We start from the raw sequence: 15,316 nt of genomic DNA on the forward strand, positions 1-15,316 counted from the left end.
CCCTTTTTTACGCTACAATAGGTCAATTCAGGTTAACGATATCAGTGTTATGGGCCGACTAACTCTTTGGTTTTTATTTCTCATTTTTGCCTCTGTGAATGCGTTCAGTAGCCAAGAGCGTTATACAGACATTGTAGCGAATGAAGTCCCTGCGGATATTCGACATAAGGGTTTCATCTACTGTGTTAATGGCATTGTTACCACATTTAATCCACAACTTGTCAGTAGTGGCTTGATCGTTGATCCGCTTGGCGCACAAATTTATGATCGCCTGCTGGATGTAGACCCATTTACTTACCGTCTCATTCCAGAGTTAGCCGAGCGTTGGGAAGTGTTTGATAACGGTGCAACCTATCGCCTTTACCTCAGAAAAGACGTTCAATTCCAAGAGACCCCCTGGTTTACGCCCTCACGAAACATGAATGCGGATGACGTCGTTTTTAGCTTTGCGCGAATGTTTGAAGTCAACCATCCTTACCATTATATAAATGGTGGTCGTTACCCCTATTTCGATAGCCTACAATTTGCCAGTAGTGTGCAAAGTATTCGTAAAATCAATCAGTACACCGTCGAATTTCGCTTAAACTCACCAGATGCTTCATTTTTATGGCATTTAGCAACTCACTATGCCCCTATTCTCTCCGCCCAATATGCTGATTCGCTATCACGCGTTAATCGCCAAGAGTTGATTGATTGGCGTCCTGTCGGTACAGGTCCATTTAAGTTAGATGACTATCAAGCAGGCCAATTTGTACGCTTACTCAGAAACGACCATTATTGGAAAGGTCAACCACGTATGGAAGAAGTCGTTGTCGATATGGGGGCTGGTGGCACAGGACGTATTTCTAAGCTCCTCACGGGGGAATGTGATGTATTGGCTTACCCTGCCGCGAGTCAATTGAAAGTCCTACGTGATGACCCACGTTTACGTATTTCAATGCGCTCAGGAATGAATATTGCCTATTTGGCGTTTAATACCAGCAAGCCGCCACTGGATCAACTGAAAGTGCGCCAAGCGATTGCTTACGCCATTAATAATGAACGATTAATGCAGTCAATCTACTATGGCACCGCAGAGACAGCGGCATCTATCCTGCCTCGTGCATCTTGGGCTTATGATAACCAAGCGAAAATAACCGATTATAATCCTGAACTTTCCAAACAAATGCTGCGGGATATGGGATTAGAGGATCTTAAATTGGATTTATGGGTACCTATCGCTTCACAGTCTTACAATCCCAGTCCATTGAAAATGGCAGAACTTATTCAAGCGGATTTAGCTCAAGTCGGGATCACCATGAATATCCGTTCCGTAGAGGGGCGTTTCCAAGAAAATCAGCTAATGGATAGAACCCATGATATGACGTTAGCGGGCTGGACGACAGATAGCAATGATCCTGATAGCTTTTTCCGTCCATTACTAAGTTGCGCAGCAATTAGCTCACAAACCAACTTGAGCCATTGGTGTAATCCCGCATTTGATGACATTTTACATAAGGCACTGTTGACTCAACAACTCGCCTCGCGGATCGATTACTATCATCAAGCTCAGCAAATTTTAGGCGAAGAGCTACCCATTTTGCCGCTCGCTTATTCGTTACGATTACAAGCTTATCGCTATGATATGAAGGGGCTCGTAATAAGTGCTTTTGGTAATACTTCATTTGCGGGAGTTTATCGTGAAATGGAGCAAAAACCGCAAGCTGCACCGAAAAAACAAGAGGTGCAACCATGATTATTTACTCATTACGCCGCTTTTTACTATTGCTGGTTACCGTTTTCTTTTTATCATTAGTCAGTTTTAGCCTGTGCTACTTTACACCAAATGCCCCCCTTGGCGGTGCCTCCATAATAGACGCCTATATTTTTTACTTTAATGGTTTATTGCACTTTGATTTTGGTGTGTCCAGTATTAATGGTGAGCCAATAACTGAACAGCTAAAAGACACTTTTCCCGCCACCATGGAATTGTGTATTTTGGCATTTATTTTTGCTCTCACAACGGGGATCCCCCTAGGTATTATCGCGGCATTTTGGCGTAACAAACCCGCTGATATCGCCATCAGTGTTTTTGCTTTATTAGGCTTTTCCGTTCCTGTGTTTGTTTTAGCCTTAGTGCTCACGCTGTTTTTCTCATTACACCTTGGCTGGCTTCCGGTTTCAGGTCGTATTGACCTATTATATAATTTGAAACCTGTTACAGGCTTTGCCTTGATCGATGCGTGGCTTTCTGATTCTCCTTACCGTAAAGAGATGATAATCAATGTATTAGAACATATGATTTTACCTGTACTCACGCTCGCGCTCGCACCCACGACGGAAGTCATTCGCTTAGTGAGAAACAGCACTGAAGAGATCGCGAGTGAGAACTACATTAAAGCTGCTGCAATCCGTGGACTTTCTCGCCTTAAAATCATTCGCCGTCATATTTTTCATAATGCCATTCCGCCCATTATTCCAAAGCTTGGTCTGCAATTTTCCACTATGCTTACTCTCACTATGGTCACTGAATTGGTGTTTAACTGGCCGGGACTTGGGCGCTGGTTGGTGACTGCTATCCGTCAGGAAGATTATTCGGCGATTTCCGCCGGTGTGATGTTAATTGGCGCATTAGTCATTACTGTCAACGTGCTATCCGATATTTTAGGTGCGATGATGGACCCGTTAAAACATAAGGATTGGTATGTCCTCAGATAATTTTTATCGCGAACAGAAAATGCCATCCCCTACACGGGTGGTGTGGAATTTATTTTCATCTGACATCGTTTCGATGGTGGGTTTTTTTGGTGTTCTATTTTTGCTTACTCTGTGTTTTATCGGGTCTTATCTCGCGCCTTATGCTTTAGATCAACAATTTTTAGGGTATCAATTAACGCCACCATCTTGGTCACATTACGGTGAGGTCGCTTTTTTCTTCGGCACCGATGACCTTGGACGAGATATTTTAAGCCGCTTACTAATCGGGACTAAATCCACTTTTGGCTCGGCTATTTTTGTCACCTTTATAGCCACGATTATTGGTTTAATTTTAGGTTGCCTTGCTGGAATGACAAAAGGGTTAAAGTCTGCTGTCTTTAACCATATTCTCGACACACTACTTTCCATCCCATCATTACTATTGGCGATTATTGTCGTTGCATTTATGGGTGCAAGCCTTGAAAATGCCATGCTGGCCATCTGCCTTGCATTAATACCACGAATGGTAAGGACCATTTACGTTGCCGTACATGATGAATTAGATAAAGAATATATTGTGGCTGCTCGCCTTGATGGCGCGTCAAATATCTTTATTCTGTGGTATACCGTATTACCAAATATTACCCCTATTTTGGTCACTGAACTGACTCGTGCCTTATCTATCGCTATTCTCGATATTGCCGCACTGGGCTTTTTGGATTTAGGCGCTCAGTTACCGTCTTCTGAATGGGGAGCGATGTTAGGTGATACCTTAGAACTGATTTACGTTGCACCTTGGACTGTGATCTTGCCCGGTATCGCTATCATGATAAGTGTGTTATTCGTGAATTTACTGGGTGACGGTTTACACAGAGCCATCAATGCGGGAGTTGAATAATGCCACTCTTAGACATCCGCAATTTAACCATTGAATTTATGACCGCCAACGGTCCTGTCAAAGCAGTAGACCGTGTATCTATGACACTTTCTGAAGGTGAAGTACGCGGTTTAGTCGGCGAGTCAGGTTCAGGAAAAAGTTTAATCGCAAAAGCCATTTGCGGCGTAACAAAAGATAATATCCGGGTAACTGCCGATCGCTTTCGCTTCCAAGACATTGATTTATTAAAACTTAGCCCTCGCAAACGCCGCAAGTTAATTGGTCACAACATATCAATGATCTTCCAAGAGCCACAATCGTGCCTCGACCCTGCGGCAAATATTGGTAAACAGTTGATCCAATCCATTCCTGGTTGGACATATAAAGGTCGCTGGTGGCAACGTTTCAATTGGCGAAAACGCCGTGCTATTGAGTTGTTACACCGGGTTGGTATTAAAGATCATAAAGATATCATGCATAGTTATCCTTATGAATTGACGGATGGTGAATGCCAAAAAGTGATGATAGCCATCGCTATCGCTAATCAACCTCGTTTGTTAATTGCAGATGAACCCACCAATGCCATGGAGTCAACAACACAGGCGCAAATTTTCCGCCTGCTCGATAAACTAAATCAAAACAATAACATGGGGATTTTGTTAATCAGTCATGATATGGAAATGATGTCAAAATTAGTTGATCGTATTAATGTTTTGTACTGTGGGCAAACAGTAGAAAGTGCCACGCCTGAAGATATTTTACAGCGACCGCGCCACCCTTATACCCAAGCTCTGATCCGTTCTATACCAGATTTTGAAAGCCCGATCCCTCATAAAGGGAGATTAAATACCTTACCCGGAGCAATTCCATCATTAGAGCATTTGCCTATTGGTTGCCGCCTTGGGCCCCGTTGTCCTTATGCACAACGCACCTGCATTGAAGCTCCACAGCTACGTAATATCAAAAACCATTTAGTGGCTTGCCATTATCCACTGAATACGGAGGAGCAACCCTGATGGAAACGTTACTAGAAGTGCGCAATTTAACAAAAACCTTTCGCTTTCGCGAAGGCTTGTTCCATCGTCATGAGCTGCAAGCCGTTAAGCCGATTAGTTTTAATTTACAAGCAGGCCAAACTTTGGCAATAATTGGCGCGAATGGTTCAGGAAAATCCACGCTCGCACGCATGCTTTCAGGCGTGGTAGAGCCCACCAGCGGAGATATTATGATCCGCGGTCAGCGCCTAAACTTTGGCGATTATAGTTATCGCAGCCAACGCATCCGCATGATATTCCAAGATCCGAGTACATCACTAAACCCTCGGCAGCGTATTGGGCAGACCCTTGAACTACCACTAAAATTAAACACAGATTTGACCGGTATCGAGCGAGAAAGGCGGATTATTCAAACATTGCGCCAAGTCGGTTTGCTGGCTGATCATGCTGAATATTACCCACATATGTTAGCCTCAGGGCAAAAGCAGCGTATCGCCCTTGCTCGTGCCCTTATTTTACAACCAGAAATTATCGTCGCTGATGAAGCACTTGCCTCACTTGATATGTCTATGCGCTCACAGATCATTAACTTGATGCTAGATTTGCAAGCCAAACAGGATATTGCTTATATCTACGTAACCCAACATCTCGGAATGATGAAGCATATTAGTGATAAAATGCTAGTGATGGATAAAGGGGAGGTCGTAGAGCGAGGCAATACTGCTGAGGTACTCGCAGCCCCACTTCACGATGTCACTCGCCGTTTGATTGAAAGCCATTTTGGCGAACCCTTGTCGATTGATGCATGGCGGCAGGACTTGTAATTATTGATGCAGAGGCGGTTTATCTTTGCTGCTGATTTTTTACCGCTAAGTAAAGCAAAAAAACATCCCAAAATTGATAAATATATCCGTCGTGCTGACTAACGACGATTTGAATCATTACAAGCTATTTTTTATGCTTATATATCAGTAGATAACAAAATCATGTAGATATCCGTAGTCCAGTAACTAGCTTATTGATGGGTAAAGAAACTAGCGTTCAAATTAAACAAGTCGCCTTATTTGAACGCTTAATTTAACAGATTGTTCTCTTGCTAGTTATAGAGCTTACTCTCTAACTATTATTTAATGCCGCATAACTCTCGGTCATCTTTGTTTATTGTTGTGTAAAATTTAGCCTCTTTCTTGAACCAATAACAATATTCTTTATTATTTTTATCTTCGCGTGCCTTATCGATCATTTCACGTATTGCCTCACGATTTCCACTTTCAGCTACATCTTTAAAAAGTGCGTATGCCTTAGCATTATCTATCGGTAAATAACTACCTGATTTATATAATTTTGCTAAGCTAAACTTAGCTTCAACATCTTTTCTTTTTAGCAATGTATTGATTTGTGATTTTGGATTATTCTCACCATAAATTTTACATTCCCCACCTTTCCTGTTAATTATCGCACCATTAGGCGGTAATAACTCCTCATCACTAGAACTAAAGTAAATAGTTCCATCAGGGTACGTTATAGTACAGCTATACCGATCCCGTGACGTTGAGTCTTGATAATGGGTTGATTGAAATAATATATTTTTTGGTGTAATTATGGGTGAGTTTAATTTTATTAAAATATTCTGAGGCTGATTTATATTGACTGTTTCTCCACTATGATTGGTGTAGTTCAAGCCCACTCCTACTGAACTCACCTCCTTATATAATGCCTGCTTCTTTTTCTCTACCATGCCTGAATCATCATTTGTCACATCTATAATATAGAGTTCTGGGGTAATACTATATGATTCCTCTACCGGCTGTTTACTGGCTAAATAGAAAACAACTTTATATTCGATAGGGTTTTGTTGTTTCCCATCCGAAAAATACCCATAATAAGTATATGTGCTTTTCACTTTCTCTAATTTCCATTCGCACTTATTATCAATTGTTAGAGGTAGCACTGTTTTTATTTTTTGCTCATCATTGGATGCTAAATATATTTTTTCATCGAATCCTCGATGGTATCTTTCTTTAAAAGTAGGATTGGTAAAGTCTCCTGAGGGAAAAACCAATTCAGTATCGCTACAGTGTGATGAAGAATAACGTGCATCAAACTCTAGTTGTGTATTCTTAGGAATATCAACTTCAAATATTATTGATTGGTTCTTACTTATAAACTTAGAATTGTCAAATGCTTTAATTGGCTTGTAGAGGGAAGGTGATATTGAACATGCAGACAAAAACAATAAAGGAGTAAGCAAAACACATTGGGTATATTTTAATATTTTCATTTAACGCCAGTTTAAGTTAAGTATCAATATACTGAATATATCAACCTAACTAACTTTAGGAAACTTATTTTCCATTCGATGTTTAACACTGTTATACCAATTGCGAATTGTGCCGCGCTCAAAAGAAAATGGCACTCTCGCCTTACCTAAAATGGCTTTCATTCGCATAAAAGCCGACATCAAAGATCCCCATACCCGTAATATTAACGAGCGACAATAACGTTCGCCTTAATATGTTTAAGGTGAACGATAATCGTGAAGGTGACGATCACTAATAAAGACCAGGCCCCCCATTTCCCCGCATGTACCATTGACCAAGCGCCAATTTGGTTGGGGTATTGCCAAACCCCAAAAAACGTCCCCATATTTTCTGCGAGCCAGATAAAAAAACCAATTAACATAAACGCAAGTAAAAGTGGCATTTTGCGCTCTTTATCCAGTGGTGTATAAAACACCACACTGCGCGCATACAAACCAAAAATAAAAGCCGTTAAGTACCAGCGATAATCATCAATATAATGGTGACTAAAAAAGTTAATATAAATTGCTAACGCTACACAGGTTGCCATCCAATAAGGGGGATAGTGTTCGATTCTAACCTTAAAAAAACGCCATGATTGAATCAGATAGCTTCCTACTGCGGCGTACATAAAGCCAGTAAAAAGTGGAACCCCCCAGAGTTTAGTAAAAGCCTCGTCTGGATATTGCCACGAGCTAATCGTCGCTGACGTCTTAAATAACTCCATCATAAAGCCGACTAAATGGAAGAGACAAATCGCTTTTAGTTCATCCAACGTCTCCAATTTTGACCATACTAATATGACCTGAAATGTGACAGCAAAAATGAGTAAAGCATCATAACGAGGTAACCCTAAGATACCTTGTGTGGGAATTAAGAACAGGGTTAAAAAGAAAAAGCCGGCGAATAAGCAAGAGCGTGCATTAATCACACCAAAAAACCAAAACTCTAAAATAAAGCGCTTAATACCGTGGCTATTATTGGGTGTGTGTGCCATCAGTTTTTGATCTAGCTGCCCTAAAAAATTGAGTTTATGACTCACCCTTCCCATTTACTCACTCACTTATTATTTAAATTGATTATTGGTTTTTATGCTTTAGTCCGCGGAGCATTTTATCAAATCCGTTTGTGATCCAATAAGGCAACTGTCTTAAATCTGTATGGTTTCCATTTTCAGTGTAAATGTCTAAATTTACACCATGCGGTATTATTCTCTCCCTTTTTCATTTAAATTCACTTTTTATCGTGCAACTCGCACCCATTGGCAATTTACTAACAAAAAGTAGTGATATACTTAACAAGAGAAGTATTTATTTGCTCGCTGTTGCCCATTTTATAACTTAGGAGTTCTATGATGAAATTGTATTACGCTCCCGGTGCTTGTTCTCTTTCTCCGCATATTATTTTACGTGAAACTGGGTTGGATTTTTCGATTGAACGCGTGAATATCAAAGAGAAAAAAACTGAGAAAGGCGAAGACTTTTTAGCAATAAATCCGAAAGGCCAAGTACCAACTTTAGTGTTAGATAATGGAGAGCAACTTACTGAAGGTGCTGTTATTGTTCAGTATCTTGCAGACCAAAAACCCGATAGAAACCTGATTGCGCTTGCGGGTTCAATGAAACGCTACCACCAAATGGAAGCGTTAAATTTTATTTCGACAGAGCTTCATAAAAATTTCTCACCTTTATTTACCCCTGGAACGCCTGAAGATTATAAAGAAACAGTTCGTCATACATTATTGAGTAAGTTCAAATACGTTGACTCCGTATTAGCAAAACATGCGTTCTTTGCTGGTGATAGCTTTAGCGTAGCTGATGCCTATTTATTTACCGTAACTGGCTGGGCAAAACATGTTGGTTTAGATTTATCAAGCTTAACGCATTTACAAGACTACCTTGCTAAGATAGCAAAACGTCCGACTGTCCAAGAGGCATTAAAAGCGGAAGGTTTAATCTAAAATTTCAATAATAACGCCCTAAATTTAGGGCGTTGAGATTGTTGACAAAGTGGGAGAAAAGCGTAGTTTTTCCCACTTAGTGTTATTAGGCGAAAACCAATCAATTGATTTTTCAGGCTTATTTTCAAAACCTATTCAACCTGCCGCCAAACATGTTATGCTTGTCAGCAGTCTGATGTGCCCTAAGTTTAGGCCGCTACGGCTATTTAAGACAGATCAATCAGTCTACTTGAGTAGCGCAGAACTTATGTTGTGGATTAACCATTTTGTCTTGAGCTGCAACCAATTGTAGTTCGTACTCACCCATTTCTTTTGTTTTAATCATCACTTCATATACCGCAGCAGCAACATGTTCTAGTCCTTTATCTAAAGGTTCCCCTTTTAATAAATTCACTAACATTAAACCACTCGTCAAGTCTCCTACCCCCACTGGTTGTTTTTCACCAAAATCAACTAATGGACGGCTAACATGCCAGCTATGCTCCGCAGTAACCAAGATCATCTCAAAGCGGTCAGCTCGATAAGCCGCACGGCTAAGATGCTTCACGAGAACAATTTTCGGCCCCTTGTGACAAAGCTCTCTAGCCGCATCAATAGCTTCTTCCACTGTGTTGATTGTTCTATCTGCAAGTGTTTCTAATTCAAGGAGGTTGGGGGCAATGACATCACTTGCGGCTAACGCCCTTTCACACAAGAACTCAGCAACACCTGGTGCAACAATACAACCTTTTTCAGGATGTCCCATAACTGGATCACAAAAATATAGAGCTTGTGGGTTTGCTACTTTAATTTTTTTCACAATCGCAAGTATATCGTCGCCCTGCTCCGCTGAGCCAATATAGCCACTTAACACAGCATCACATATTTCAAGTTTATGTATCTTAGCCAAGCCTTCAACAATATCTGTTAAGTGCTGAGCGGGGAACACACTCCCTGTCCATTGTGGGTATTGTGTATGATTAGAAAATTGTACGGTATTGAGTGGCCACACATCTACGCCCATGCGGCACATAGGGAATGCAGCAGCACTGTTTCCTGCATGGCCGAAAACAACATGGGATTGAATTGATAATACGCTTTTCATTAAGAACCCGGGTATTGTTATATCGAATGAAGGGAAATCAGTGATCAGCCGTTGCTAATATGAATATGCTCCAAATAATTCTAGTTGCAGGCAGGTGACAGCACGGTGAGTCCAGTTAAACATACATAAGTATGTCAAGTGCAATCAACATCCATGCAACTTGAAGTATAACGAGCATAGCCCGGAAAACACTCCGGGCTGATATTACCAAGGTTAGTCAGAGCTATTTCCAATTAATTAAGCAGTCGTTTTTCTTACCACGACGGATCAAGGTGTAACGCCCAAACAAGCGATCTGCATCGGTAAAGACATACATTGGCTCAGTTTGTTTTTGACCATTGATAGAAACCGCGTTAGAGCTAATCGCTGTTCTTGCTTGCCCACGTGATGGTGTTAACTCTGAATCAACTAAAGCTTGTTGCAAGTCAGCACCGTCTTCTAAAGTGATACATGGCATACCATCTTGGGCTAATTGTTCAAAGTCTGCTTCTGTTAAATCTGAAACAGCCCCTGAGAATAAACTTTCCGTAATACGTTTCGCTGCCGCTAAGCCCGCTTCACCGTGAACTAATTTAGTCACTTGCTCCGCTAAAACATATTGTGCGCGTGGTGCTTTACCGCTGTTTTTATCTTCTTCTTCCAACGCATTAATTTCGTCTAGCTCCATAAAGGTGAAGAATTTTAGGAAGCGATAAACGTCTGCATCCGCCGTATTAATCCAGAATTGGTAGAATTTGTATTGGCTGGTTTTATGCGGATCTAACCAAACTGCACCGCCTTCAGTTTTACCGAATTTCGTACCATCAGCTTTAGTGATTAATGGCACAGTCAACCCAAATACTTGGTTCTGATGAAGACGACGTGTTAAATCGATACCTGAAGTGATATTACCCCATTGGTCAGAGCCACCAATTTGTAGTTCTACCCCCATCTCTTTATTCATGTTGGCGAAGTCATAACCTTGTAAGAGGTTATAAGCAAACTCAGTAAAAGAGATACCAACATCATCACGGTTAAGGCGTTGTTTGACTGACTCGCGGTTAATCATTTGGTTAACAGAGAAATGTTTACCAATATCACGTAAAAATGTCAGCACATCCATTTTGCCAAACCAATCATAGTTATTAGCAAGACGCGCACTGTTTTCACCACAATCAAAGCTTAAAAATGGCGAAACTTGATTACGGATTTTCTCTACCCACTCTTGAACGGTTTCTGCGGTATTTAATTTACGTTCAGTAGCTTTAAAGCTCGGATCACCAATAAGGCCCGTTGCGCCACCTACCAACGCCACAGGCTTATGCCCGGCTAGTTGGAATCGTTTTAAACACAGCAAGGGAACCAGATGTCCCAAATGCAAGCTGTCAGCGGTAGGATCGAAGCCACAATAGAGAGAGATAGGGCCCTGCGCCAGTCTCTCTGCTAACGCATCCTCATCCGTTACCTGGGCAACGAGGCCCCGCTCTTGCAATTGTTTAATCAGGTTATTGCTAGACATCAATGACTCCATCTGTTGTATTTTGTCTATCTATTTTGGTTTGAATGACCAACGCGTTTTTGATTCGCATCCCAAACTTGTCAGTACAATTTGTCAATTTTCTTAAATGAGTCTATAGCATAAAGCGCATATCAATTAAGTGCCAGCTAAAAAACATGATCCTAAGGGGCTAATCTATCAATTTTCCAGCCATCGCCTTCTCGCTGGTATAAAAAACGGTCGTGTAAGCGGTGTGCACCACCTTGCCAAAATTCGACACTATCAAATACCACACGAAAGCCTCCCCAAAAACTCGGTAAAGGGACTTCACCATTTTTAAATTTTTGTTTTAATTCTAAAAATTTACCTTCTAAGATACCTCTGGCCGATATTTTAGATGATTGTGCGGATGCCCAAGCAGCAATTTGGCTATCTTTAGGCCGACTGTGGAAATATTTGACTACCTCAATTGGGTTTAAACGTTCAGCAACCCCAGTAAAATTAACTTGGCGTTCAAGGGGATACCATGGGAAATGCAAACTAATTTTGTTGTTTTTTGCAAGGTGTTGAGCTTTGCGGCTACCCATATTGGTATAAAATACCAAGCCATTGTCATCAAAATGCTTTAACAGCACGATACGCTGATACGGTTGCCCAGTCTCATCCACCGTCGCCACTGACATTGCCGTTGGGTCACTTAATCGAGCTTCACAGGCTTGTTTCATCCATAATTCAAACAGCGTTAGTGGATTAGGGGTTAAATCATGGCGTCGTAACCCACCTTTTGTGTACTCACGACGAACAGATGCGAGATCGAGTTCACTTATCTCATTCATGTTATTTCCTTTGATAGGGTTACTTTTTATCATTATTTTTAGGGTACACTGCGCCTAATACTGTTTCCCTTGTTGCTCCTGTCACAGAGGCAAGGTTACCCGTTAGACCTGCAACTGTACGCGCAGCCAGCCAAGCGAATGCTAATGCTTCCATATCATCACCACTTAGGCCAAATTTATCACTGGTAGCGACTTCAATACCCGGTAGTAAAGCCGCTAACCGTTGCATTAAAAATGCATTTTGAGCGCCACCGCCACACACAATTAAACGCTCACTCCCTCCACATAATAAAACTTGTTCAGCAATAGACGCAGCCGTTAATTCACACAATGTCGCTTGGACATCTTGGGGTGAAATATGAGGAAAGTGGGCTAAATGCTGATCTAACCATTGTGCATTAAAATATTCACGCCCAGTACTTTTCGGTGCTGAGCGCTTGAAATACGGATCATTCATCATGGATTTGAGTAATGTTTTATCGACACAACCGCGACTGGCCCACGCACCATCTTGATCAAACGCTTTTTGCTGATGACGCCAAATCCAAGTATCCATCAGCATATTACCAGGCCCCGTGTCATATCCTTTTACATAGGCCCCTGGAAATAACGCAGTAATATTCGCAATTCCACCAATATTTAAAACAATGCGTTTTTCAGTCGGGTGACCTAAAACAGCTAGGTGAAAGGCTGGCACCAATGGTGCTCCCTGCCCACCATAAGCCATATCTCGACGCCTAAAGTCCCCCACTGTCGTGATCCCTGTTAACGCTGCAATACGGTTATTATCGCCAAGTTGCATGGTAAATGGCTGCTCTGAATCTGGTTCATGCCAAACAGTTTGACCATGACACCCTATTGCAATGATATCTGCCGCAACTAACCCGGCTTTCGCTAACAATTGGTTAATCGCGTCTGCATAAAGTGAACCTAATTCACGATCTATTTTACCAATTTCAGATAATGTGGTTTCCTGCCCTTGGCAAATATTTAAAATTCTTTTTTTCAATTCAATTGGAAATGCGACACTCAAATTAGATTGCTCTGCGACAAACTTATCGCTAATTGCAGCGAGAACCACATCAATCCCATCTAGACTGGTACCTGACATAACCCCTATGTAACGACCTGACTTAATCATCATTCTTGTTCCTTCAGAGTGCACATTCGCTTTCAATTTCAGTTATAAAGATTGTGCTTTGATGGAGAATTTTGTCAACAATTCGATGTCATTTCTCGGGCTGCTTCGCAGGAATAATAAATATTTCTTTTTAGAGCAAAAATTTCTTTACAACCTAAATAAAAATGGCGTTTTTTAATATATCGATTTAAAATTCTAAATATAATGTTTCGCAAGAAAATTATCAGCTAAACATAAAAAATGTTTTCTTTTTAAGCTGGCACGAGCGATCGCATTTTAGCTATCAATGCGAAACGAGGTTCATAAAATGACGGCGAAAGGGATATATTTAACAAAGCGTGCCCTACCCGATGAAATGTTGCTAAATTTGAGATATTTTACCTAGTGTTTACGCTCTATTTAAATCAGAATCGGTAATCTAACCATCGCTTTAAATACCATTATTTTGATACTTGTTGTGTTTATGGTGAAAACAAATATACGATGCTATGTTAGTGCCACAGACAGCAAATCTCATAGGAGTTATTATGCTTAAGAAAGTTTTTGTAGGTGTTGTTGCAGTTGCAGCGTTATCAGGCTGTGTCAATACCAGTACACTTTCTGGTGATACTATTTCAGCCAATGACGCGAAACAGGTTCAAACTGTGACCTATGGTACTGTTTTGAACGCTCGCCCTGTGACTATTCAAGCTGGTGAAGATGGTAATGTCATCGGTGCAATTGGTGGTGCCGTTCTGGGTGGCTTATTAGGTAATACCATTGGTGGTGGTTCAGGAAATACCCTTGCTACCGCAGCAGGGGCTATCGCTGGTGGTTTAGCTGGACAGCAAGCTCAGGGGGCTTTAAATAGGAGCCAAGGTGTTCAATTAGAGATCCGTTTAGACAGCGGTAAAAACATTGTTGTTGTCCAAAAACAAGATCCTAGCACATTTCGTAATGGCCAACGCGTCATGATTGCGAATAGCGGAAACACAGTCACAGTATCCCCGCGTTAATGCGATTTATTAATGGTTAAAGCATGCTCATCGATTTTGTTGTCGGTGAGCATGCTTATAATTTGCCATTTACGACGGTTTAACGCTCAATGACATCATTCCCCCTCAACACAGTTTTTATTAAATAACTCATGATATTTACATCAATCCTTAGTTTTTATATATAAACCTAGGCATACTGACTTGCTTAATCTATACAGCATGAATATATGTTATTACCTTAATACACATTTTTCCATCCAGAATACTATATTAGCGATTAGAGAAATTATTTGTGTATTTCGTAATAAATATTATTAAGATTAATTCTCCCTTAGTACGGTGATAGCACATCAAAGTCACTCCATTAGTATGCTATATCTACTATTATTTATGATGAGAAAAACAGAATTATCTATCCTTTAGATATTCTACATCTATACTGTTTTCATGCTAATTTAAGCCAATTATCATTAATTAAAATAATCACTGCATTGAATAATTACCAATCCATTTATTGGATTTGAAATTATATAAAGCTCATGAGTCATTCTGTAGACGAATAATATTTCTTTCAAGTTTTAATAGAAGTTGAGATAACTGGTCAAGTTCCTCTTGGCTAATGTTACTTAAAATTTCAACCCGTGTATTATTAATCACTTGATCAACTGTCTTGATAAATGGTTCAGATTCCTCAGTTAGTTTGATTCTTTTTGCACGTCTATCATTTGCACAAGTGTGCCTTGAAATGAGTTTTTTTTCCTCTAATTGGTCTAATGTTCTTACCAATGAAGGTTGCTCAATGCCTATCGCTTTCGCGAGTTGGATCTGCGATTGCTCAGGCGGTAATTGGCTTATATTATGTAGCGTAACCCAATGAGTTTGCGTTAGTTTTAGTGGTTTTAATCGATGATCAATTAATGCTCTCCACATACGAACTACACGTGATAGTTCTGTCCCTATTTGTGATTCCAATTTACCCTCCTTTTATATAAT

Annotated in this window: 15 protein-coding genes; 7 read left to right on the forward strand and 8 right to left on the reverse strand. The window is 40.6% G+C overall.

The features are described 5' to 3' along the window. Positions 1–49 precede the first annotated feature (49 nt). From sapA to sapF, 5 genes are read left to right on the forward strand one after another with little or no spacing between them, the layout of a single operon-like run. Entirely contained in the window at positions 50–1,735 is a 1,686-nt protein-coding gene (sapA, locus tag AB6N04_RS08215) for an ABC transporter substrate-binding protein SapA (RefSeq protein WP_369311399.1), read from the forward strand. Further along, on the forward strand, positions 1,732–2,697 hold the full coding sequence (sapB, locus tag AB6N04_RS08220) for a putrescine export ABC transporter permease SapB (RefSeq protein WP_369311400.1): 966 nt from the start codon (positions 1,732–1,734) through the stop codon (positions 2,695–2,697). Before sapA ends, sapB begins: the two co-directional genes overlap by 4 nt. Further along, positions 2,684–3,574 carry a putrescine export ABC transporter permease SapC gene (gene sapC, locus AB6N04_RS08225; RefSeq protein ID WP_369311401.1) on the forward strand — a complete coding sequence of 297 codons (891 nt, stop codon included), beginning with the start codon at positions 2,684–2,686 and terminating at the stop codon, positions 3,572–3,574. Before sapB ends, sapC begins: the two co-directional genes overlap by 14 nt. Beyond that, positions 3,574–4,569: a putrescine export ABC transporter ATP-binding protein SapD gene (gene sapD / locus AB6N04_RS08230; protein WP_369311402.1), complete on the forward strand. Its 996-nt coding sequence runs from the start codon at positions 3,574–3,576 to the stop codon at positions 4,567–4,569. The genes sapC and sapD overlap by 1 nt, the downstream gene beginning before the upstream one ends. Continuing rightward, positions 4,569–5,372, forward strand: coding sequence for a putrescine export ABC transporter ATP-binding protein SapF (gene sapF / locus AB6N04_RS08235; RefSeq protein WP_369311403.1), 804 nt, complete (start codon positions 4,569–4,571; stop codon positions 5,370–5,372). The genes sapD and sapF overlap by 1 nt, the downstream gene beginning before the upstream one ends. Before the next feature lie 299 nt (positions 5,373–5,671). Here the strand turns inward: sapF and AB6N04_RS08240 are convergent, their stop codons facing one another. The 3 genes from AB6N04_RS08240 to AB6N04_RS08250 are packed head-to-tail and all read right to left on the reverse strand — an operon-like array spanning position 5,672 to position 7,899. Next, positions 5,672–6,829, reverse strand: coding sequence for a hypothetical protein (locus AB6N04_RS08240; RefSeq protein ID WP_369311404.1), 1,158 nt, complete (start codon positions 6,827–6,829; stop codon positions 5,672–5,674). Between the two features lie 45 nt (positions 6,830–6,874). Then, positions 6,875–7,009, reverse strand: a complete 135-nt coding sequence (locus AB6N04_RS08245) for a hypothetical protein (protein ID WP_369311405.1) — start codon at positions 7,007–7,009, stop codon at positions 6,875–6,877. A 23-nt stretch (positions 7,010–7,032) separates the two neighbouring features. Then, on the reverse strand, positions 7,033–7,899 hold the full coding sequence (locus tag AB6N04_RS08250; protein WP_369311406.1) for a DUF817 domain-containing protein: 867 nt from the start codon (positions 7,897–7,899) through the stop codon (positions 7,033–7,035). A gap of 303 nt (positions 7,900–8,202) precedes the next feature. On the opposite strand from AB6N04_RS08250, the gene gstA reads away from it, so the two are divergent. Next, a complete protein-coding gene (gene gstA, locus AB6N04_RS08255) occupies positions 8,203–8,808 on the forward strand; it encodes a glutathione transferase GstA (protein WP_369312039.1) in 606 nt (201 codons plus the stop codon). Positions 8,809–9,028: 220 nt separating this feature from the next. On the opposite strand, the gene pdxY is transcribed toward gstA, so the two are convergent. The 4 genes from pdxY to anmK all read right to left on the reverse strand — a co-directional run bounded on the left by pdxY (position 9,029) and on the right by anmK (position 13,346). Next, the gene (gene pdxY, locus AB6N04_RS08260) at positions 9,029–9,892 is read right to left on the reverse strand and encodes a pyridoxal kinase PdxY (RefSeq protein WP_369311407.1); all 864 of its coding nucleotides are present in this window, start codon (positions 9,890–9,892) and stop codon (positions 9,029–9,031) included. Between the two features lie 223 nt (positions 9,893–10,115). Continuing rightward, positions 10,116–11,390: a tyrosine--tRNA ligase gene (tyrS, locus tag AB6N04_RS08265; protein ID WP_369311408.1), complete on the reverse strand. Its 1,275-nt coding sequence runs from the start codon at positions 11,388–11,390 to the stop codon at positions 10,116–10,118. A 161-nt stretch (positions 11,391–11,551) separates the two neighbouring features. After that, on the reverse strand, positions 11,552–12,205 hold the full coding sequence (gene pdxH, locus AB6N04_RS08270; protein ID WP_369311409.1) for a pyridoxamine 5'-phosphate oxidase: 654 nt from the start codon (positions 12,203–12,205) through the stop codon (positions 11,552–11,554). A 19-nt stretch (positions 12,206–12,224) separates the two neighbouring features. Further along, complete coding sequence (anmK, locus tag AB6N04_RS08275) at positions 12,225–13,346, reverse strand: anhydro-N-acetylmuramic acid kinase (RefSeq protein WP_369312041.1); 1,122 nt, start codon at positions 13,344–13,346, stop codon at positions 12,225–12,227. 527 nt (positions 13,347–13,873) lie between these two features. On the opposite strand from anmK, the gene AB6N04_RS08280 reads away from it, so the two are divergent. Beyond that, positions 13,874–14,341 (forward strand): glycine zipper 2TM domain-containing protein, encoded by a 468-nt coding sequence (locus AB6N04_RS08280; RefSeq protein WP_369311410.1) that lies wholly within the window; start codon positions 13,874–13,876, stop codon positions 14,339–14,341. Between the two features lie 519 nt (positions 14,342–14,860). Here the strand turns inward: AB6N04_RS08280 and slyA are convergent. After that, positions 14,861–15,253 carry a transcriptional regulator SlyA gene (slyA, locus tag AB6N04_RS08285; protein WP_369312043.1) on the reverse strand — a complete coding sequence of 131 codons (393 nt, stop codon included), beginning with the start codon at positions 15,251–15,253 and terminating at the stop codon, positions 14,861–14,863. Between the last annotated feature and the right edge of the window lie 63 nt (positions 15,254–15,316).

The organism is Providencia rettgeri, from assembly GCF_041075285.1.
In the GTDB taxonomy this organism is placed as follows: domain Bacteria; phylum Pseudomonadota; class Gammaproteobacteria; order Enterobacterales; family Enterobacteriaceae; genus Providencia; species Providencia rettgeri_G.